The sequence below is a fragment of the Streptomyces iranensis genome (genome assembly GCF_017874715.1).
In the GTDB taxonomy this organism is placed as follows: Bacteria; Actinomycetota; Actinomycetes; order Streptomycetales; family Streptomycetaceae; genus Streptomyces; species Streptomyces iranensis.
On sequence record NZ_JAGGLR010000013.1, the window covers coordinates 80,915 to 99,230 of the forward strand.

At 72.8% G+C, this 18,316-nt stretch carries 19 protein-coding genes; 12 read left to right on the forward strand and 7 right to left on the reverse strand.

All coding sequences use genetic code 11. The annotated features are described in order from the left end of the window. The first annotated feature begins 83 nt into the window (after positions 1-83). A complete protein-coding gene (locus J2Z30_RS24060; RefSeq protein WP_044581429.1) occupies positions 84-656 on the forward strand; it encodes a response regulator transcription factor in 573 nt (190 codons plus the stop codon). Positions 657-906: 250 nt separating this feature from the next. On the opposite strand, the gene J2Z30_RS24065 is transcribed toward J2Z30_RS24060, so the two are convergent. Together J2Z30_RS24065 and J2Z30_RS24070 are read right to left on the reverse strand one after the other, a co-directional pair. Further along, positions 907-1,743, reverse strand: a complete 837-nt coding sequence (locus tag J2Z30_RS24065; protein WP_044570313.1) for a transglutaminase-like domain-containing protein — start codon at positions 1,741-1,743, stop codon at positions 907-909. An 18-nt stretch (positions 1,744-1,761) separates the two neighbouring features. Next, complete coding sequence (locus tag J2Z30_RS24070) at positions 1,762-2,778, reverse strand: GNAT family N-acetyltransferase (RefSeq protein ID WP_044570311.1); 1,017 nt, start codon at positions 2,776-2,778, stop codon at positions 1,762-1,764. A 114-nt stretch (positions 2,779-2,892) separates the two neighbouring features. Between J2Z30_RS24070 and fdxA the strand changes: the two genes are divergently transcribed. Next, the gene (gene fdxA, locus J2Z30_RS24075; protein ID WP_014054705.1) at positions 2,893-3,219 is read left to right on the forward strand and encodes a ferredoxin; all 327 of its coding nucleotides are present in this window, start codon (positions 2,893-2,895) and stop codon (positions 3,217-3,219) included. A gap of 152 nt (positions 3,220-3,371) precedes the next feature. Beyond that, complete coding sequence (gene dapC / locus J2Z30_RS24080) at positions 3,372-4,493, forward strand: succinyldiaminopimelate transaminase (protein ID WP_044570305.1); 1,122 nt, start codon at positions 3,372-3,374, stop codon at positions 4,491-4,493. 146 nt (positions 4,494-4,639) lie between these two features. On the opposite strand, the gene J2Z30_RS51760 is transcribed toward dapC, so the two are convergent. Further along, positions 4,640-5,251, reverse strand: coding sequence for a hypothetical protein (locus J2Z30_RS51760; protein WP_052701370.1), 612 nt, complete (start codon positions 5,249-5,251; stop codon positions 4,640-4,642). A 214-nt stretch (positions 5,252-5,465) separates the two neighbouring features. After that, positions 5,466-6,386, reverse strand: a complete 921-nt coding sequence (locus J2Z30_RS24090; RefSeq protein WP_078956657.1) for a VldE C-terminal domain-containing protein — start codon at positions 6,384-6,386, stop codon at positions 5,466-5,468. A 147-nt stretch (positions 6,387-6,533) separates the two neighbouring features. Here J2Z30_RS24090 and dapE point away from each other — a divergent pair, with 147 nt between their 5' ends. Both dapE and J2Z30_RS24100 read left to right on the forward strand, forming a co-directional pair. Beyond that, on the forward strand, positions 6,534-7,604 hold the full coding sequence (gene dapE, locus J2Z30_RS24095) for a succinyl-diaminopimelate desuccinylase (RefSeq protein WP_044570301.1): 1,071 nt from the start codon (positions 6,534-6,536) through the stop codon (positions 7,602-7,604). A 926-nt stretch (positions 7,605-8,530) separates the two neighbouring features. Further along, complete coding sequence (locus J2Z30_RS24100; RefSeq protein ID WP_020868627.1) at positions 8,531-9,280, forward strand: LOG family protein; 750 nt, start codon at positions 8,531-8,533, stop codon at positions 9,278-9,280. 26 nt (positions 9,281-9,306) lie between these two features. On the opposite strand, the gene folP is transcribed toward J2Z30_RS24100, so the two are convergent. Next, positions 9,307-10,167 carry a dihydropteroate synthase gene (gene folP, locus J2Z30_RS24105; protein ID WP_044570298.1) on the reverse strand — a complete coding sequence of 287 codons (861 nt, stop codon included), beginning with the start codon at positions 10,165-10,167 and terminating at the stop codon, positions 9,307-9,309. Positions 10,168-10,304: 137 nt separating this feature from the next. Between folP and J2Z30_RS24110 the strand changes: the two genes are divergently transcribed. Both J2Z30_RS24110 and J2Z30_RS24115 read left to right on the forward strand, forming a co-directional pair. Then, positions 10,305-10,832 carry a DivIVA domain-containing protein gene (locus J2Z30_RS24110; RefSeq protein ID WP_078956655.1) on the forward strand — a complete coding sequence of 176 codons (528 nt, stop codon included), beginning with the start codon at positions 10,305-10,307 and terminating at the stop codon, positions 10,830-10,832. Next, a complete protein-coding gene (locus J2Z30_RS24115; protein WP_044570296.1) occupies positions 10,829-11,425 on the forward strand; it encodes a DNA-3-methyladenine glycosylase I in 597 nt (198 codons plus the stop codon). Before J2Z30_RS24110 ends, J2Z30_RS24115 begins: the two co-directional genes overlap by 4 nt. 33 nt (positions 11,426-11,458) lie before the next feature. Here J2Z30_RS24115 and chcB read toward each other — a convergent pair whose 3' ends face one another. Beyond that, a complete protein-coding gene (chcB, locus tag J2Z30_RS24120) occupies positions 11,459-12,265 on the reverse strand; it encodes a 2-cyclohexenylcarbonyl CoA isomerase (protein WP_044570294.1) in 807 nt (268 codons plus the stop codon). A gap of 355 nt (positions 12,266-12,620) precedes the next feature. Between chcB and J2Z30_RS24125 the strand changes: the two genes are divergently transcribed. Continuing rightward, positions 12,621-12,788, forward strand: a complete 168-nt coding sequence (locus J2Z30_RS24125) for a DUF3117 domain-containing protein (RefSeq protein ID WP_003966491.1) — start codon at positions 12,621-12,623, stop codon at positions 12,786-12,788. A 219-nt stretch (positions 12,789-13,007) separates the two neighbouring features. On the opposite strand, the gene J2Z30_RS24130 is transcribed toward J2Z30_RS24125, so the two are convergent. Beyond that, positions 13,008-13,673, reverse strand: coding sequence for an O-methyltransferase (locus J2Z30_RS24130; RefSeq protein WP_044570291.1), 666 nt, complete (start codon positions 13,671-13,673; stop codon positions 13,008-13,010). Positions 13,674-13,803: 130 nt separating this feature from the next. Between J2Z30_RS24130 and sigE the strand changes: the two genes are divergently transcribed. From sigE to J2Z30_RS24150, 4 genes are all read left to right on the forward strand, one after another. Further along, positions 13,804-14,619, forward strand: coding sequence for an RNA polymerase sigma factor SigE (gene sigE / locus J2Z30_RS24135; RefSeq protein ID WP_078956654.1), 816 nt, complete (start codon positions 13,804-13,806; stop codon positions 14,617-14,619). After that, entirely contained in the window at positions 14,616-15,557 is a 942-nt protein-coding gene (locus J2Z30_RS24140) for an anti-sigma factor family protein (protein WP_044570288.1), read from the forward strand. Before sigE ends, J2Z30_RS24140 begins: the two co-directional genes overlap by 4 nt. A 224-nt stretch (positions 15,558-15,781) precedes the next feature. Beyond that, positions 15,782-17,662: a S1C family serine protease gene (locus tag J2Z30_RS24145; RefSeq protein WP_044570286.1), complete on the forward strand. Its 1,881-nt coding sequence runs from the start codon at positions 15,782-15,784 to the stop codon at positions 17,660-17,662. 99 nt (positions 17,663-17,761) lie between these two features. Then, positions 17,762-18,232, forward strand: coding sequence for a sec-independent translocase (locus J2Z30_RS24150; RefSeq protein WP_044570284.1), 471 nt, complete (start codon positions 17,762-17,764; stop codon positions 18,230-18,232). Positions 18,233-18,316: the final 84 nt, after the last annotated feature.

Here is an 18,316-nt window from a genome sequence, read left to right on the forward strand (position 1 = left end):
GGTGAGCCCTGGCCGCCGCGGGAGCGGCTACGGCGGCTACGCTGCGGGGCGTGATCCGGGTACTGCTGGCCGAGGACCAGTCCATGGTGCGGGAGGCGCTTGCCGCGCTCCTCGGGCTCGACGACGAGATCGAGGTCGTCGCGCAGGTGGCGCGCGGCGACGAGGTCGTGGACGCCACCCGGACCCATCGCCCCGATGTGGCGCTGCTGGACATCGAGATGCCCGGTATGAGCGGGATCGAGGCCGCCGCCGCGCTGCACCGGGCCGACCCCGGGATCCGGATCGTGATCCTGACCACTTTCGGCCGCCCCGGCTATCTGCGCCGCGCCATGGAGTCCGGCGCCGACGCCTTCCTGGTCAAGGACGCCCCGGCGGCGCAGCTCGCGGACGCGATACGGCGGGTGCTGCGCGGGGAGCGGGTGATCGATCCCACGCTGGCCGCCGCCGCGCTCGTGGACGGGGCCAGCCCGCTGACCGCGCGGGAGCGCGAGGTGCTGCGCGTCTCGGCGGACGGCTCGACCAACGCGGAGCTGGCCCGCGCGCTGAATCTGTCGCCGGGTACGGTCCGCAACTACCTCTCCACGGCCATTCAGAAGACCGCCGCCCGCAACCGGGCCGACGCCGTCCGCATCGCCCGCGACAAGGGCTGGCTGTAGCGCCCGCGCTTTGAGGGGCACGGGGCTGTATCGGTGTGCGGCTCCGCCGGGGCTGTATCGGTGTGCGGGCTACGCCGCGTGGGCGACCGGCCACGACGGCGCCGTGGACGGTCGACGGCGGGTCGGGGCACTTCCAGCGGATCGCTTACGGGGTGTCCGGCGGGCCACGCGGCGGAGCCGTGTGTCGATGCTGCGGGAACGGGCGGGGAGGGAGCAGCCCGCCGCAAGCGTCAGGATCCGTCGGACACCCTCAGTTCAGCATCGCGCGGGCGGCGCGGGCCTGGCGGCGTATCGTCTCGGCGGCGTCGGGCTTCACCGCCGCCACGACCTCCGCGTAGTCCTCCAGCTCCTTGGCGCCGGTCAGGAACTCGCCCCGCTCCACGAGGAGTTTCGCCCGCTCGTAGCGCAGCTCGGCCGGATGGCTGGGCAGCAGCAGGGACAGCTCCAGCGCCCAGAGCCGGACATCGGTGCGCTCGGGGCGGGCGGACGCCCAGGCGCGGATGTTGTTGAGGATCCGCAGCACGATGTCCAGCGGCCCGGCCGGGGTCAGCATCGACGGCGAGAGCGGGGCGCCGGTGGCCCCCGACACCAGCGTCGCCGCGTCCTCGGCGGACAGCGGCCGCCCGCCGTGACACGGATCGGCCAGCACATGGCCGCCGTAAGGATCCCCGAAGCCGACCACGAAGTGGCCCGGCAGCCCCACCCCGTACACCGGCGCGCCCGCCCGCCGTGCCACCTCCATCCACACCACGGACAGCAGGATCGGCAGCCCGCGGCGGCGCCGCAGCACCTGGTGGAGGAGCGAGGACCCCAGCCGCCGGTAGTCGGCCGGGCCGCCCCGGAAGCCATGGCGCTCACCGAGCAGGCGGGCCAGCGCGGCGGCCCAGTCCTCGGGGCCGCCGGGGGAGAAGGGGAGCTGACCGGCCAGCTGGTCCAGCTCGATCTGCGCTTCGTCGATTCCGGTCTCGTCCAGGCCGGGGTCGGCCTCCATGCCGACCAGCAGGCACAGCAGCGCCAGATCGGGGCGCTCTTCGCGGGCCGCGTCGGCGAACCAGCGGCGGCGGGAGACGTCGTTCATCCGTGGCATAGCCGCCTCGTACCCTGCTCAGCGCGGATCCTCCCCGGACGCGCGCCAGTGATGATAGCTGTGGTGAACGGTGAAGCCCATGCCCTCGTAGAGGGCGTGCGCCCCGCCATTGTCCGTCTCCACCTGGAGATACGCGGCCGAGGCGCCCTCGTCGAGCGCCTTGCGGGCCAGCGCCGTCATCACGGCCTTGGCCAGGCCCTGGCGCCGCCGCTCCGGGGCGACCTCCACGGCGGTGAACCCGGCCCAGCGGCCGTCCACCACACAGCGCCCGATCGCGGCCGGGGCGCCGCCCCCTTCCGCCGCTATGGTCGCGAACCACACCGACGGGCCGCCCGACAGCACCTTCCGCGCCTCGGGCGAGGGCTCGCCGGAGGACCGCTGGTAGCGGGTCAGCCAGGCGTCGTCGAGCCGGCCGGAGAGCGTCACCGCCGAGGTGTCGGCGTCCAGGTCCCCGATGGGGGCGAGCGCCGCGACCTCCATCCGCGAGGAGACCTCCCGTATCCAGCCGCGGCTCTCCAGCTCCGCCGCGAGCAGCTCCTGGGTGCCCTCGGCGCCCGCGCTGACCTGGATGTACGCGGGCAGCTCCCGGGCCGCGTACCATTCGGTCACCCGGCGCAGCGCCGCGTCGAGCCCCATCCCGGGGTCGCCGAGGGGCAGCACCGAATTGGCGCGCCGGGTGAATCCGCCGGAGGCGCGCAGCGTCCACTCGCCCAGTGGTTCGCTGGTCACCGGCGGCCAGGCGCGGGCGGCGACCCGGTCCAGCTCGGGCGCGCTCGTCGCGGGGCCGCGGCGGCGGGCCGGAGCGGCGGGCACCACCTTCCCCGCCACCAGGGACGACTCGGCGATCCGCACCGGCTCACCGGTACGCCGGGTGATGGAGAGCGTGCCCTCGGTCCACGATGTGAGAACCCCGACCACGTCGGTGAAGGTGGCGCCGGGCTCACGATCTTCGGTCACAAGCCTGACCGAGACGCGTTTTCCCACGTCATCCGGGGTGATCCGGACTTCGAGACGTCCGCCAGTGGTGAAATCCACAGCTCTGTCAGCCCCTCATGTGCGTTCGGTGCCCAAGAACGGAGATACTAGGTGCGGGCATCGACGACGCCGCGCTCCCGCGCGATAGCAGCCCTAACGAGGAGGAACGACAGCGTGACCTACGTCATCGCGCAGCCTTGTGTCGACCTGAAGGACAAGGCGTGCATCGAGGAGTGCCCCGTCGACTGTATCTACGAGGGCCAGCGGTCCTTGTACATCCACCCGGACGAATGCGTCGACTGCGGGGCCTGTGAGCCGGTCTGCCCGGTCGAGGCGATCTTCTACGAGGACGACACTCCCGAGGAGTGGAAGGACTACTACAAGGCGAACGTCGAGTTCTTCGACGAGCTCGGTTCGCCCGGTGGCGCGAGCAAGCTCGGCCTGATCGAGCGGGACCACCCCTTCATCGCCGCGCTTCCGCCGCAGGAGCACGACGAGTAAACCCCTGCCCCGGCGCCATCGCCCGGAAGCAGTCGGCGGTCCCGTATGGCCTTGTGGCCTGCGGGACCGGGCTGTTTCCCGGGCCTCGTCGGCGCTCCGCGGCTCTCCCGGGCCCCTCGGCCCGGACAGTTCCGAAGAAAGCGAGCCACCCCGTGCCACCCGTCTCCGCCCGCCTCCCGGTCTTCCCCTGGGACCGGCTCGAACCGTACAAGGCGACCGCCGCGGCCCACCCCGACGGCATTGTCGACCTCTCGGTGGGCACCCCCGTCGACCCGGTTCCCGAGCTGATCCGCGCGGCGCTCGCCGATGCCTCGGACAGCCCCGGCTATCCGACCGTCTGGGGCACGGCCGCGCTGCGTGACGCCCTCACCGGCTGGGTGGAGCGGCGGCTGGGCGCGGCCGGGGTGACCCACACCCAGGTGCTGCCGGTGGTCGGCTCCAAGGAGCTGGTGGCCTCGCTGCCGACGCAGCTGGGTCTGGGCCCCGGCGACCGGGTCGCCTTCCCGCGGCTCGCCTACCCGACGTACGAGGTGGGCGTGCGGCTGGCGGGCGCCGAGCCGGTGCCGTACGACACGCGGACATTCGCGGCCGGCGCCGCGGGTACGGAGCTCGACCCGGCCGGGCTGAAGCTGCTGTGGCTCAACTCCCCGTCCAACCCCACCGGCCAGGTGCTGTCCAGGGACGAGCTGCGCACCGCGGTCGCCTGGGCCCGTGCCCACGGGGTGCTGGTGGTCAGCGACGAGTGCTATCTGGAGCTGGGCTGGGAGGCCGACCCGGTCTCCGTGCTCCACCCGGAGATCTCCGGCGGCTCCTTCGAGGGGCTGGTGGCGGTCCACTCGCTCTCCAAGCGGTCCAATCTGGCGGGCTACCGGGCGGCCTTCCTCGCCGGTGACGAGACGGTGCTGGGCGAGCTGCTGAAGATCCGCAAGCACGGCGGGATGATGGTCCCCGCACCGGTGCAGGCCGCCACGGTCGCGGCGCTCGGTGACGACAAGCACGTGACGGAGCAGCGCGAGCGCTACGAGCGGCGCCGGGCCGCGCTGCGGTCGGCGCTGGCGGGCCACGGCTTCCGCATCGAGCACAGCGAGGCGTCGCTGTACCTGTGGGCGACGCGGGACGAGCCCTGCTGGGACACCGTGGGCGCCCTCGCCGAGCTGGGCATCCTGGTGGCCCCGGGCGAGTTCTACGGCGTGGCGGGGGAGCGGCACGTCCGGGTCGCGTTCACGGCGACCGACGAGCGGGTGGAGGCGGCGGTCCGCCGACTGGCGGGCTGAGAACCCGAACCGGATGCTTGCCGCGGGCTGAGAACCGGATGCTTGTCGCGGGCTGAGAACCGGAAGCCCGCCGCGGGCCGATGGACCCGAAGGGGCCCGGGGAGTACGAGAACTCCCCGGGCCCCTGCGTACGTCCGGGCCGACGATCAGCCGAGCAGCGGCAGGCCCTTGATCGGCAGACCCTTGACCGGGAGGTCCGGGCTCTGCGGGGCGCTGGGCGCGGGGGCCTGCGGGGCGGCCGCCGGGGCAGCCGGGGCGGGCCGCGCGGGCCGCACCGCCTTGCCCTTGGCGTGGGCGCCGCCCTTGCCCTTCCCGTGCCCGAGGGCCCGGGTCTCGCCCTTACCGGCGGCCTTGGCGTGGGCGGCCCTGGCCGGGGCGCTCTTGGCGGCCTTGTGGGACTTGGCGGCCTTCACGCCCTTGGCAGGCTTCCCGGGCTTCGCGGGGTTGGCGGGCTTCGCGGGCTTGGCGGGCTTGGCCGGGGTCACGTTCGCCGGGGCGGCCCTGCCGGGCAGGATCCCCTTGACGGTCCCGCCGGCCTTGCCGCTGACTTCACCCGCCGTGCTCCCGACCTGTTGCGAGGCGACGTCGGCGACCTCACCGACCGAGGCGGCGTCCAGCGAGGACAGCCCCAGGTTGGAGGCCTGCGGCTGGGCCGGCTCCGCCGCACTCGCGGCGCCGGCGGCGCCGACGACGGGAGCCGCGCTCGCCGCGACCAGTAGCGCCGCGCGGGCGATCCGACGGGTGAGAGGGAGGGACATGGTGCTCCTTTGACGAGGGGACATTTGGCGTCTGTGTCCGGCGATTCGGACGCTGTGAATACCGCGTGAACCTCGCGAAGGTTGCGGTGCCCCAAGGCAAAGAGTTGGTAATGCGTCGCATTATCCGTTTCTGCGCGTAATACGTCCGGCCCATTCCGCCGTACGTGCCACGCAATCCACTGTCAGCCGCTCTGAACTGCGGTGATCCCATGCGCTATCGCATGGTGTCGATCCGTACTTCCGCCCCGGAAATCCCCTTGGCCGGACGCCAACCCGCCCCGGAATTCCGCGCGTTCCATTCGTGCTCGCCATAAGAGACACGTTCGATGCGCAACTCGTCCGAGTGGGCCACCGCCCAGTGCGCGATCTCCCAGCCGCGCTGCCCGGCGCGTCCCGGGGCCGTCGCCTTGGGCACCGGAACCAGCACCGTGTGCGGCGAAGGGGCGGCCTGCTGACCGCCGCCGTGCCCGGCCAGGGCCGGCCGCGCCTCCGTCTCCGGGCCGAACTCCCGCTTCAGCGCGGCCCGTACGCGCACCGGATCGCCCGCCTCGCCGTCGTCCGGCGGCCCCGGGCAGCTGAGGGCCGCGCCGGAGCGACCGGTGAGGGCGCCGGTCAGCACCACCGCTTCGGTCTCGTGCTTCGCGTACGCCTGCGGGAAGCCGCTGCGCTGCACCCGCTGCGCCGCCACCGTCAGCGGCAGCCGCGAATAGCCGGGCATCCGCACCAGGTCGTCGTAGAACTGCCCGGTGGCGTAGACCGGATCGCGGATCTGCCGCACACTTCCCCAGCCCTGGGAGGGGCGTTGCTGGAACAGCCCCTGTGAATCCCGGTCGCCGTGGCGGATGTTGCGCAGCCCCGACTCCTGGAGGGCGGTGGCCAGCGCGATGGTGACGGCCCGCTCGGGCAGTCCGCGGGAGGCGGCCACGGCTTCGACCGTGGCGGCGTTCACGGTCTGTTCGGGAGAGAGCCGCACCTGGACGCCGCCCGCCCGTACGACACAGCGCGGCGGTCCCACACCGCCCGTCACCAGCTGCGCCGCCAGATATCCGGCCAGGCCCAGCAGTACGGCACAGGCGACCGCGGCCCGCAGCAGACGGGCGCGGTGGGAGAAGACGGACAGGGGCACGGGCCACACGGTACTGGAGCCTCACGCGGCCTGTTTCCGGTTCCCGGGCGCGGGGTGGGGAACGCCACGTTCGCGGCGGCGGCCGGGGGGGATGGGGCCGGGGGCCGGGGGCCAGGGGCCGCCGGGCGCGCGGGCCGACCGGCTAGGGTCGCGGGTATGGCACACCCAGCACTCGACCTGTCCCTGGACGCGGCCCGGCTCACCGCCCGGCTCGTCGACTTCCCCTCGGTCAGCGGTGAGGAGAAGGCGCTCACCGACGCCGTGGAGCAGGCCCTGCGGGCCCTGCCCCAGCTGACCGTCGACCGGGACGGGGACGCCGTCGTGGCCCGCACGAACCTGGGCCGGGACGAGCGGGTCGTGCTGGCGGGCCACCTGGACACCGTGCCGATCGCCGACAACGTGCCCTCGCGCCTCGACGACGACGGCGTGCTGTGGGGCTGCGGCACCTCCGACATGAAGTCCGGCGTCGCCGTACAGCTGCGCATGGCCGCCACCGTGCCCGCGCCCAACCGCGACCTGACCTTCGTCTTCTACGACCACGAGGAGGTCGCCGCCGAGCTCAACGGGCTGGGGCGGCTGGCCAGGAACCACCCCGAGTGGCTGGCCGGGGACTTCGCCGTGCTGCTGGAGCCCACCGACGGCAAGGTCGAGGGCGGCTGCCAGGGGACGCTGCGGGTACGGGTGAGCACCCAGGGGCGGCGCGCCCACTCCGCGCGCAGCTGGCTCGGCGAGAACGCCATCCACAAGGCCGCGCCGATCCTGGACCGGCTGGCCGGTTACGTGCCCCGGCGGGCGGAGATCGACGGGCTCACCTACCGCGAGGGCCTCAACGCCGTGACGATCGAGGGCGGCCACGCGACCAATGTCATCCCCGACTTCTGCACGGTGACGGTGAACTTCCGCTTCGCCCCGGACCGCTCCGAGGACGAGGCGCTCGCGCACGTCCGCGAGGTCTTCACCGGCTTCGAGGTCGAGCTCACCGACAGCGCGCCCGGCGCCCTGCCCGGTCTCGCCCATCCGTCGGCCGCCGCCCTCGTGGCGACGCTCGGGGTGGAGGTGGCCCCCAAGGACGCCTGGACCGACGTGGCCCGCTTCTCGGCGCTCGGCGTGCCCGCCGTGAACTACGGCCCCGGCGATCCCAAGCTGGCCCACACCCGCGAGGAGCATGTACCGGTCGCCGCCGTCCTGGAGGCCGAGGAACGACTGCGGGCCTGGCTGACCCGCTAGGACGACGTCCAGCGACTCTTCCCCCTCCCCGCCCCTCCCCGAAACCGGGGCTCCGCCCCAGACCCCGGCACCGGGGCCAGACCCCGGCCCGGGACTTCGCCCCAGACCCCGGCCCGGGACTCTGCCCCAGACCTCGGCCCGGGGTTCCGCCCCAGACCCCGAAACCGGGGCTCTGCCACTGACTCCGGAACCGGGGCTCTGCCACTGACCCCGAAACCGGGGCTCTGCCACTGACTCCGAAACCGGGGCTCTGCCACTGACTCCGGAACCGGGGCTCTGCCACTGACTCCGAAACCGGGGTTCTGTCCCTGACTCCGGAGCCGGGGCTGTGTCCCTGACTCCGGGCCGGGGTTCTGCCTCAGACGCCGGAGCCGGGGCTGTGCCTCAGACCCCGGAGCCGGGGCTGTGCCCCAGACCCCGGAAACCGGGGCTCCGTCCCTGACTCCGGCCCGGGGCTGTGTCCCTGACTCCGGCCCGGGGCTGTGCCCCAGACCCGGAAAGCGGGGCCCTGCTCCAGACCCCGAAACCCGGGGCTCCGCCCCAGACGCCGGGTCGGGGCGGGGCCTCTGACCCCGAAACCCGGGCTCCGCCCCTGACCCCGGGCCGGGGCTCTGTCCCTCCCCTCGGCATCGTTGTGCGGCTCCGCCGCGTGGCAGGGGGTTCGCCCCGGGTCTCGGGGGCGGGTTTCGGGGTCCAGGGGCGAAGTCCCTGGTATCGGGAAGGGGCGGGGAGGGGAAAGCATCGCTATGCGGCTCCGCCGCGTGGTCCGCCGGGGGCCCCGTGGCGGCGTCGGCGGACCGCGCACCTGTGTGATCAGCGGTTCGGTGGGTGAGCATGGCCCGGATTTCGGTTGTATGCCGTCCAAGGGGCCTACCCTGAAGCACAGATCTTTGACCAGATCTTGGTCTTGGCGAAGGGAGCACTCAGTGGGCAACGCCGAAGAAGAGCGAGCGCTGCGGGAGCAGCGTCTGGGCCCGGTCGTGCGCCGCCGCCATCAGATGCGACCCGAGACGACCGACCAGCGGCTCCTGGACACCCAGGGGGCCACCCACTGGGTGCACGAGGACCCGTTCCGGGTGATGCGCATCCAGTCGGAGTTCGTCGAGGGCTTCGGCACCCTGGCGGAGCTGGGCCGGGCGATCAGCGTGTTCGGTTCCGCCCGTACGCCCGAGGGGTCCCCGGAGTACGAGGCGGGGGTGCGGATCGGCCGGGCCCTCGCGGAGGCGGGCTTCGGGGTGATCACCGGCGGCGGCCCCGGCGCGATGGAGGCGGCCAACCGCGGCGCGACCGAGGCGGGCGGTGTCTCGGTCGGCCTGGGCATCGAGCTGCCGTACGAGCAGGGCCTGAACCCGTACGTCGACATCGGGGTCAACTTCCGCTACTTCTTCGTGCGAAAAACGATGTTCGTGAAGTACGCCCAGGGGTTCGTGGTGCTGCCCGGCGGGCTCGGCACGCTCGACGAGTGCTTCGAGGCGCTCACCCTCGTCCAGACCAAGAAGGTCACCCGCTTCCCGATCGTCCTCTTCGGCAGCGCCTACTGGAAGGGCCTGGTCGACTGGCTCACCAACACCCTCATCGCCGAGGGCAAGGCGTCCCCGCACGACCTGGACCTGTTCCACCTCACCGATGACATCGACGAGGTGATCGACCTGGTGACCAAGGAGTCCGGTCCCTGACCGCGCGCGTCTCCTCGGCGGTGCACTCAGGCCAGTCCCCGGCGGGCGACCGCCGGGGGCCGGTGGCCCGCGATGGACGACACCATGTCCAGCACCTGACGGGTCTCCGCCACCTCGTGCACCCGGTAGATCCGGGCACCCAGCCAGGCCGATACGGCGGTCGTCGCAAGCGTGCCGATCAGCCGCTCCTTGACCGGCCGGTCCAGGCTCTCGCCGACGAAGTCCTTGTTGGACAGCGAGACCAGGACGGGCCAGCCGGTCTCCGTCAGCTCGCCCAGCCGGCGCGTCGCCTCCAGTGAGTGGCGGGTGTTCTTCCCGAAGTCATGGCCCGGGTCGATCATGATCCCGTCGCGCCGCACCCCCAACTCGACGGCGCGCTCCGCGAGCTCCAGGGTGACCCGCAGGATGTCCTCCACCACATCGTCGTAGCCGATCCGGTGCGGGCGGGTGCGCGGCCGGGCCCCGCCGGCGTGGGTGCACACCAGCCCGGCGCCGTACCGGGCGGCGACCTCGGCCAGCTTGGGGTCGACCCCGCCCCAGGCGTCGTTGAGCACATCGGCGCCCGCGGCGCAGACCGCCTCGCCGACCTCATGGCGCCAGGTGTCCACGCTGATCACCACGTCCGGATGGCGCCTGCGCACCTCGGCCACGAAGCCCACCGTGCGGCGCGCCTCCTCCTCGGCGCTCACCTCGTCGCCCGGACCGGCCTTGACGCCGCCGACGTCGATGATCGCGGCGCCGTCCGCGACCGCCTGCTCCACCCGGGCCAGGGCGGGCTCGTCGCTGAAGGTCGCCCCCTGGTCGTAGAAGGAATCCGGCGTCCGGTTCACGATCGCCATGATCACCCGGTCGTTCTCGCCGAACTCACGTCGTCCCAGCCGCAGCATCGAACTTCCCTCACGTCTTCTTCCAGGTTGCGGGCAGCGACGATAACTGTCCGAGGGGCATGGCACGATCGGGGCAGACAGTTATCGAGGCCGACGGACACAGACTCAACCATGCATCTGACGGGGAGACGATCACCGTGTTCTTGTTCTTGCTGATCGCGCTGGTCGTTGTGGTCGGCGGGGTCACGCTCGCCGTCGTCGGTGGCGGTGACGGCCCGCTCACCGAAGCGCCCCCGGACCGGCTGGAAGACCCGCTGCCCGCCGACCGGCCGCTGGCGCGCGCCGACGTGGAGTCGCTGCGGCTCCCCATGACGCTGCGGGGCTACCGGATGGCGGACGTGGACGATGTGCTGGGCCGCCTCGGCGCCGAGCTCGCCGAGCGCGACGCCCGGATCGCCGAGCTGGAGACGGCGCTCGCCGGTCCGCGCCCGAAGCCTTTGTCGCCCTCCGGGCCCCGCCCCGATCCGCTGTCGGCCCCGGAGAGCGACCATGGCTTCGGGCCGGGCGGCCTCGAGGGCCCCGGCCCCGGCCCCGAGCGGCGCGGCTTCGAGGACGGCGGCTTCGAGGACAGGGGTTTCGAGGACAGGGGTTTCGACGCCTTCGGGCGGCGCGGCTTCGACGGAAACGGCTTCGAGGGCCGTGGTTACGAAGGGCAGGGCGCATGAGCGAGCAGGGTGTGGTCGAGGGTCCGGACGGTCTGCCGCGCTGTCCCTGGGGCCTGGAGAGCGAGACCATGACCGACTACCGCGTCTACCACGACACGGAGTGGGGCCGCCCGGTCCACGGCGATGACGCGCTCTATGAGCGGGTCTCCCTGGAGGCGTTCCAGTCCGGGCTGTCCTGGCTGACGATCCTGCGCCGCCGGGAGGGGTTCCGGGCCGCCTTCGCCGACTTCTCGATCAAGAAGGTCGCTGAGTTCACCGAGGCCGACGAGGAGCGGCTGCTCGCCGACCCCGGCATCATCCGCAACCGAGCCAAGATCGCCGCCACGATCGCCAACGCCCGTGCCGCGGCGGCCCTGGCCCCCGGTGAGCTGAGCGAGCTGATCTGGTCCCACGCCCCGGCCTCCGACGGCCGTCCGGTCCCGCGGACCTTCGCCGACGTCCCCGCGATCACCCCGGAGTCCACGGCCCTCAGCCGCGACCTCAAGAAGCACGGCTTCCGCTTCGTCGGCCCCACCACGGCCTACGCGCTGATGCAGGCATGCGGCCTGGTCAACGACCACCTGGCCGACTGCCACATCCGCGACGCGGTCTGACGCCCCGGCCGCCGACGGCCGGGGCGGGTCCCGTCAGCGGCCGGTGAACCTCGGCTTCTCCTTGTTCACGAACGCCTCCACCGCGATGGCGTGGTCGTCCGAGGCCCCCGCGCGGCGCTGCAGCTCATCCTCCATGGCCAGGGCCTCGGTGAGGGTGTGGCCCGCGGCGAAGGCCAGGGACTCCTTGATCGCCGCGTAGGCCGCGGTGGGGCCCCCGGCCAGCCGCCGGGCGACCGCCGCCGCCTCGGAGGCCAGCTCGGCCGCCGGGACCACCTGGTGGGCGATGCCCAGGCCGAGCGCCTCCTGGGCGTCGATGGTGCGCGGGAAGAGCAGCAGATCCGCCGCCCGGCCGTAGCCGATCAGCCGCTGAAGGGTCCAGGAGACCCCCGAGTCGGCGGTCAGCGCGACCCCGGCGAAGGAGGTGTTGAAGGAGGCGGTGTCGGCGACGATCCGGTAGTCGGCGGCGAAGGCGAAGCCCGCCCCGGCGCCCGCCGCGACGCCGTTGACCGCGGCGACCACCGGCTTCGGCATCCCGGCGATCGCGGTGACGATCGGGTTGTAGTGCAGCGCCACCGTGCTCATGGTCGAGCCCTCGCCGCTGCCGTCGCGGTCGGCGGCCAGCAGGCCGATGTGCTCCTTGAGGTCCTGGCCGACGCAGAAGGCGCGCGGCCCGGAGCCGGTGAGCAGCACGGCCCGTACCGCCGGGCTCTCCGCGGCCTGCAGCAGCGCGTCGCGCAGCGCCTCCTTGGTGTCGATGTTCAGGGCGTTCATCGCGTCGGGACGATTCAACGTGATCGTGGCGAGACCCTCGGTGAGGTCGTAGAGCACGGCGTCGGCCATGGCGGTCCTCCGGCGGTGGGGCGAGGCGGGTGGGCGGCTCGGGCTGCGGCCGCACCGGCGGGCCCGGAAGAGGCCTGCCGCGGCGGTCAGCGCACAGCATGCCGGAGATCATGACCGACCGACATGTGACCTGCGTCAAAGAACCGACCCTTCGTTCGGTGACGGCGGGCGTACGCTACCGCGATCACCTCCCCGAATTGGGTGGTTTTGGGGGAACGCCTCGCACAGGCGTTGCCGACCGATGTTGGTCATCGGGTCGTGCCATGCGGGATAATGAGGGGGAAGCAACGTGTTCGATGCCGGTGACACCTGGGTTGTCGGCTGCGATGAGCTGGTTTCAGGAAGGGGAACGAGCATGGCGGCCATGAAGCCGCGGACGGGCGACGGCCCGCTCGAGGTGACCAAGGAGGGGCGGGGCATCGTCATGCGCGTTCCGCTCGAAGGCGGCGGTCGGCTCGTCGTCGAGCTGACACCGGACGAGGCCGACGCCCTCGGCGACGCCCTGAAGAAGGTTGTCGGCTGACGGCTTGCGGCCCACCATCACTCGCGCGCTGCCCCGGCGGCCGGTACGTCAGGTACCGACCGCCGGGGCAGCGCTTGTACGGGGTTCCGCCCGCCCGGGGCGGCGGACGGCCGTTCCCGACCATTCCGGCTGTTCCTGGCTGTTCCTGGCCGTTCCGGCCGTTCTGGCTGTTCCCGACCGTTCCGGCCGTGAGGATTCAGCCCCGTCCGACCGTGGGATTCAGCCCCGCTTGACCGCGCAGAGCAGGCCGTCGCCGACCGGCAGCAGGGACGACTGGAGCACGGTGGACTCCCGTACGGTCCGCAGCAGCTCGCGCACCCGCAGCACCTCCGTGGGCTGGGCCGTGGAGTCCACGGTCCGCCCGTTGGTGAAGACCCCCTCGAAGCAGACCAGCCCGCCGGGCCGCAGCAGCCGCAACGATTCGGCGAGGTAGTCCAGGCACTCCAGCCGGTCGCCGTCGCAGAAGACCAGGTCGTATCCGCCGTCGGCCAGCCGGGGCAGGACGTCGAGGGCGCGGCCGGGGATGAAGCGCGCCCGGTTCCCGGTGAACCCGGCCGCGCGGAACGCCTGCCGGGCGAACTGCTGCATCTCCGGTTCGGTGTCCACGGTGGTCAGCACGCCGTCCGGGCGCATTCCGCGCAGCAGGTGGATCCCGGAGACGCCCGTCCCGGTGCCGATCTCGGCGACGACCTTGGCATCGGCGGTGGCAGCGAGCAGCCGCAGCGCGGCGCCGGTGCCCGCCGACACCGAGCGCAGCCCTGCTTCCCGGGCCCGGTCACGGGCCCAGTGAAGGGCTTCGTCCTCGGCGACGAACGCGTCGGCGAACGCCCAGCTCGTCTGCCGGTTGCCGGTAATGACCCTCTCCTGTCCCCGTAGTTGGCGCAACGGTGACTGTATCCGCTGCGCACGGGAACCCGCAGATGGGACCAGGCGTTGTAGAAGCCGGGGGGACCGTATGGATCACGACCAAATGCAGGTCAAAAATGCTTATCCGGAGCTAACGGGCGAGGTGGATATGGTAGGGGCTCTACTGGACACCACCAGAGCCGACAGGGGAGGTGCGGCTGCGGCCGGTGACCGGAGAGTGCTGAAGCGCTTTCGCAGGTCAGTGGGCGAGCCGAAATCCGTGACCAACACCGCTGACCGTTCTCACCCCCGTAGCCCGAAGGGCACGGGAGGTGCGCCCATCGCCGAGTCCGCCACCACCGCGACCTTCGCCACGGATGCGGACGCGGCGTGGACGCCTCCTACCTGGGAGGAGATCGTCAGCACTCACAGCGCACGGGTCTACCGCCTCGCCTACCGGCTCACCGGTAACCAGCACGATGCCGAGGATCTCACCCAGGAAGTGTTCGTCCGCGTCTTCCGCTCGCTGTCGACGTACACCCCGGGCACCTTCGAGGGCTGGCTGCACCGCATCACCACCAATCTCTTCCTCGACATGGTCCGCCGCCGGCAGCGCATCCGCTTCGACGCGCTCGGCGAGGACGCGGCGGAGCGGCTCCCCAGCCGCGAGCCCTCTCCTCAGCAGCACTTCAACGACACCCACTTCGACGCGGATGTGCAGCAGGCGCTGGACACCCTCGCCCCGGAGTTCCGCGCCGCCGTGGTGCTCTGTGACATCGAGGGGCTGTCGTACGAGGAGATCGCGGCCACCCTGGGCGTCAAGCTGGGCACCGTGCGCAGCCGCATCCACCGCGGCCGCTCGCATCTGCGCAAGGCGCTGCAGCACCGCGCCCCCGCGGCGCGGACCGGGCAGCAGCACGAGGTCGCCGCGGTGGCGCCGGGTGTCACGGCCCCCCGGCTGAGCGGGGAGGTCGGAATCGCGTGACCCGATCAGGCGGTCCGTCCCCCGCCGAGCAGCATCTCGGCGACCGCCTTGCGGCTCTGGTCGACGGTGAGCTGGGGCATGACGCGCGAGAGCGCGTCCTCGCCCATCTCGCCACCTGCTGCAAGTGCAAGGCGGAGGCCGATGCTCAGCGTCGGCTGAAAAACGTGTTCGCCCAGACGGCGCCCCCGGCACCGTCGGAGGGCTTTCTGGCCCGCCTCCAGGGTCTGCCGGCCACGGGCGGCGATGACGGTCTGGGGGGCTCCCCCTTCGGGGGCTCAAGCGTCTTCGGCCCGCGCGATCTGCGCGGCGGGTCGCGGGACGTGCGCGAGATGCGCGATGTGCGGGAGCCGGAGGAGAGACGGGAGCGGGCGTTCGCCTTCGTGCCCGCGATGCCCCCGGGCACCGCGATCGCACCGGCGGCGTCGGCCCGTGCCTCGCGTCAGCGCGGCTTCCGGATCCATGAGGTCGAGCGCCCCGCCCCGCGCCGCAGGTTCGCCTTCGCGGCGGCCGGAGCGGTCTCCCTGGCGGCCTTCGCGCTCGGCGCGGCCCTGCCGCTGGACGCGGCGGTCGACCCCCCGGGCAATTCGGCCGACGGCGCCGACACCACGGTCTCCCCGGTGGGCGCCGACACCGCCGACACCGCCGTATACGCGGGTGTGCGGGAGCGCGCCCGCCGGGAGGTGGGCCTGCCGCCCACCACGGCCACCACGGACGCCAGCACGCTCACCCCGTCCCCGACGGCCACCCCGTACCCACCGTCCCTGCGCCAGCCCGTGGCGGCGCTGAATCCGCTGATACAGCCGATTCTGTCGGTCACGGAGCTGCTGCGGACGTCGAACTCCACACCCCCGGCCCCCCGGCCGACCCAGCTGGAGGTCCCGTCCGGGCCCGCGCCGGGCGGTTCGCCGTACCTCGGGGTCAGCGCGCCCCCGAAGTAGCGCGGAAGCAGTACGGAAGCAGCGCGGATGCAGTACGACGGCGATCAGGGCGCCCAGTCTCCGGCCGTCCGTGTCTTTGCCGATCATGACAAGGTCTTTTCGTCCGCCCTGCGCGAGCGCCGACGGACCTGATTGAATCGCCTCCGGGCAGCGCGACCCGGAGGCGGCGATGTATGCCCCGGACGGGTGCGGTCCCTGCCTGTCTGCGGGAACTTGGGGAGATCATGGACGAGCCGATGGCCGAGGCCCCCGGGCCCAAGCCGAAGCCGAGGTGGTGGAGCCGCCCGGCCGCCGCGCGACCCGGCGACCGGCCGAACGACGCGGCGGAGGGCGCCGAGGGGCGTGCGGAGGCGGCGGCCGAGCAGATGGCGCCGGAGCCGGTGGACGCCCCCGTGGAGGGCCTGGCGCCCGGGGAGCGGACGCCCCGGCCGTTGCATGAGCCCGATCCGTACAGCACCCCGCCCTACGGCGACCCAGGGCCCTGGGCTCCGGCCCCGCCCGTTCAGCACCCGGTGGCCACCCCCGCGCAGGGCACGCATGTCCCGCCCGGGATGGCCCAGACGCCGCCCCAGACACCGGGGACGGTCCAGACGCCGCCCCAGACACCGGGGACGGTCCAGACGCCGCCTCAGACGCCGGGGACGGCCCAGAGGCCGCCCCAGACACCGGGGATGGCCCAGACGCCGTCCCAGACACCGGGGATTGCCCAGACGCCGTCCCAGACGCCCGGGATGACCCCGCCCCACGGCACCACCGTGCCGCCCGCCGCGGGGCCCGTACCGGGCCAGAGCGCGCCCCCGCCCCTGCCGCTGCACCCCGGGATGACCCCGCCGCACGGCACACAGCTGCCTCCGGGCCCCGGAGAGCCCCACCAGGGCCATCAGGGCCACCAGGGTGCCTCCATGGCGCAGTCGGCCCAGGGCCTCCAGTGGGGCGGCTACGACCCCTGGACCGTGGTTCCCCCGCCGCCCGCCGAGCGCGAGCGGAAGACCGTCTCCCGCCGCGGCGCCTGGATCGCCGTGCTGCTGATCGCCCTGGTCGCGGGGTGCCTGGGCGGCGGTATCGGCGCCTACGCGGAGCGGGACCGAGCCTCCGGGGGCGTCGATGTGAAGCTGCCGCAGGCCCCGGTCGAGAAGGAGGCCAGGTCCCCGGGCAGCGTCGCCGGAATCGCCGCCAGGTCGCTGCCCGGCGTGGTGACCATCCATGTGCGCGGCGGCGCGGAGGAGGGCACCGGCACCGGATTCGTCCTCGACAAGCAGGGCCACATCCTCACCAACAACCATGTCGTCCAGGCCGCCGGCACGGACGGCGACATATCGGTGACCTTCAACAGCGGCCAGGACGCCAAGGCCGAGGTGATCGGCCGGGACACCGGGTACGACCTCGCGGTGATCAAGGTCGACCGCGTCTCCGGGCTCACCCCGCTGCCGCTGGGCAACTCCGACTCGGTGCGCGTCGGCGACCCCGTCGTGGCCATCGGCGCCCCCTTCGACCTGGCGGGCACGGTCACCTCCGGGATCATCAGCGCCAAGGAGCGCCCCATCACCGCGGGCGGCGAGAAGGAGGACGGCAGCGACGTCAGCTATGTCGACGCGCTGCAGACCGACGCCCCCATCAACCCGGGCAACTCCGGCGGCCCCCTGGTCGACCGCAAGGCACGGGTCATCGGGATCAACAGCGCGATCCGGGCGGCCGACGACGGCTCCGGCCTCGGCGGCGGCCAGGGGGGCAGCATCGGCCTGGGCTTCGCCATCCCGATCAACCAGGGCAAACGGGTCGCCGAGGAGCTGATCAACACCGGGAAGGCCAGCCATCCGGTCATCGGCGTCACCCTCGACATGGGTTACACGGGCGACGGCGCCCGGGTGAACACCAAGGGCGCCGGCGGCGGCGCGCCGGTCACCGAGGGCGGCCCCGGCGACAAGGCGGGGATCGAGCCCGGTGACGTGATCACGGAGGTGGACGGCGTCCGGGTGCACAGCGGCCAGGAGCTGATCGTGAAGATCCGCAGCCACCGCCCCGGGGACCGGCTCGGGCTCACCGTCAGGCGCGACGGCAAGGAGCGCGCCGCGGAGCTGACCCTGGGCTCGGCGAGCAGCGGCTGACGCCCCTTGTTGGCCCGGCCGTCTCCCGCGCCGACCCCACCGCCAGGTACGGTATTGAGTGGCCCAGGCCGGGGCCCAGACGTCTTGAGGAGCTGCAAGGTGTTGGACATAGGACCTCTCGAGCTTGTCGCGCTCGTTGTCCTTGCGGTGCTCGTCTTCGGCCCGGACAAGCTCCCGAAGGTGATTCGGGACGTGACGCAGTTCATCCGGAAGATCCGGGAGTTCTCCGACAGCGCCAAGGAGGACATCCGCTCCGAGCTGGGGCCGGAGTTCAAGGACTTCGAGTTCGAGGACCTCAACCCCAAGACCTTCGTGCGCAAGCACGTGCTGGACTCCGATGAGCTCGGCCTGAAGGAGATCCGTAACGGCTTCGACCTCCGCAAGGAGATGGCGGAGGTCGCCGACGCGGTGCACGGCCGGGAGAGTGATGCGCCGCAGGGCTCTTCAGGGGCTTCCGACACCACCCCGCTGTCCCTGTCCAAGGACGACTCCAGCACGCCTGACCTGCTGCGCAAGCGCGAGGAGCCGGGACGCGAGGAGCGTCCGCCTTTCGACTCCGACGCCACTTGATCCCCCCGTATGCCCGGCCTGGTTGACCCGTATGGCTATCCTCCCTTTGTCCGGGGTGAGGGTCGCCCGAGGGGGGCGGGCCGC

Excerpts from the sequence above, each read along its gene's own strand:
- J2Z30_RS24065 (WP_044570313.1), bottom strand. The coding sequence starts at position 1,743 with ATGCCACGGATGAACGACGTCTCCCGCCGCCGCTGGTTCGCCGACGCG.
- J2Z30_RS24060 (WP_044581429.1), top strand. The coding sequence starts at position 84 with ATGGTGCGGGAGGCGCTTGCCGCGCTCCTCGGGCTCGACGACGAGATC.
- J2Z30_RS51760 (WP_052701370.1), bottom strand. The coding sequence starts at position 5,251 with ATGTCCCTCCCTCTCACCCGTCGGATCGCCCGCGCGGCGCTACTGGTC.
- folP (WP_044570298.1), bottom strand. The coding sequence starts at position 10,167 with ATGCTGCGGCTGGGACGACGTGAGTTCGGCGAGAACGACCGGGTGATC.
- chcB (WP_044570294.1), bottom strand. The coding sequence starts at position 12,265 with ATGGCCGACGCCGTGCTCTACGACCTCACCGAGGGTCTCGCCACGATC.
- J2Z30_RS24125 (WP_003966491.1), top strand. The coding sequence starts at position 12,621 with ATGGCGGCCATGAAGCCGCGGACGGGCGACGGCCCGCTCGAGGTGACC.
- J2Z30_RS24115 (WP_044570296.1), top strand. The coding sequence starts at position 10,829 with ATGAGCGAGCAGGGTGTGGTCGAGGGTCCGGACGGTCTGCCGCGCTGT.
- dapE (WP_044570301.1), top strand. The coding sequence starts at position 6,534 with ATGGCACACCCAGCACTCGACCTGTCCCTGGACGCGGCCCGGCTCACC.
- J2Z30_RS24145 (WP_044570286.1), top strand. The coding sequence starts at position 15,782 with ATGGACGAGCCGATGGCCGAGGCCCCCGGGCCCAAGCCGAAGCCGAGG.
- sigE (WP_078956654.1), top strand. The coding sequence starts at position 13,804 with ATGGTAGGGGCTCTACTGGACACCACCAGAGCCGACAGGGGAGGTGCG.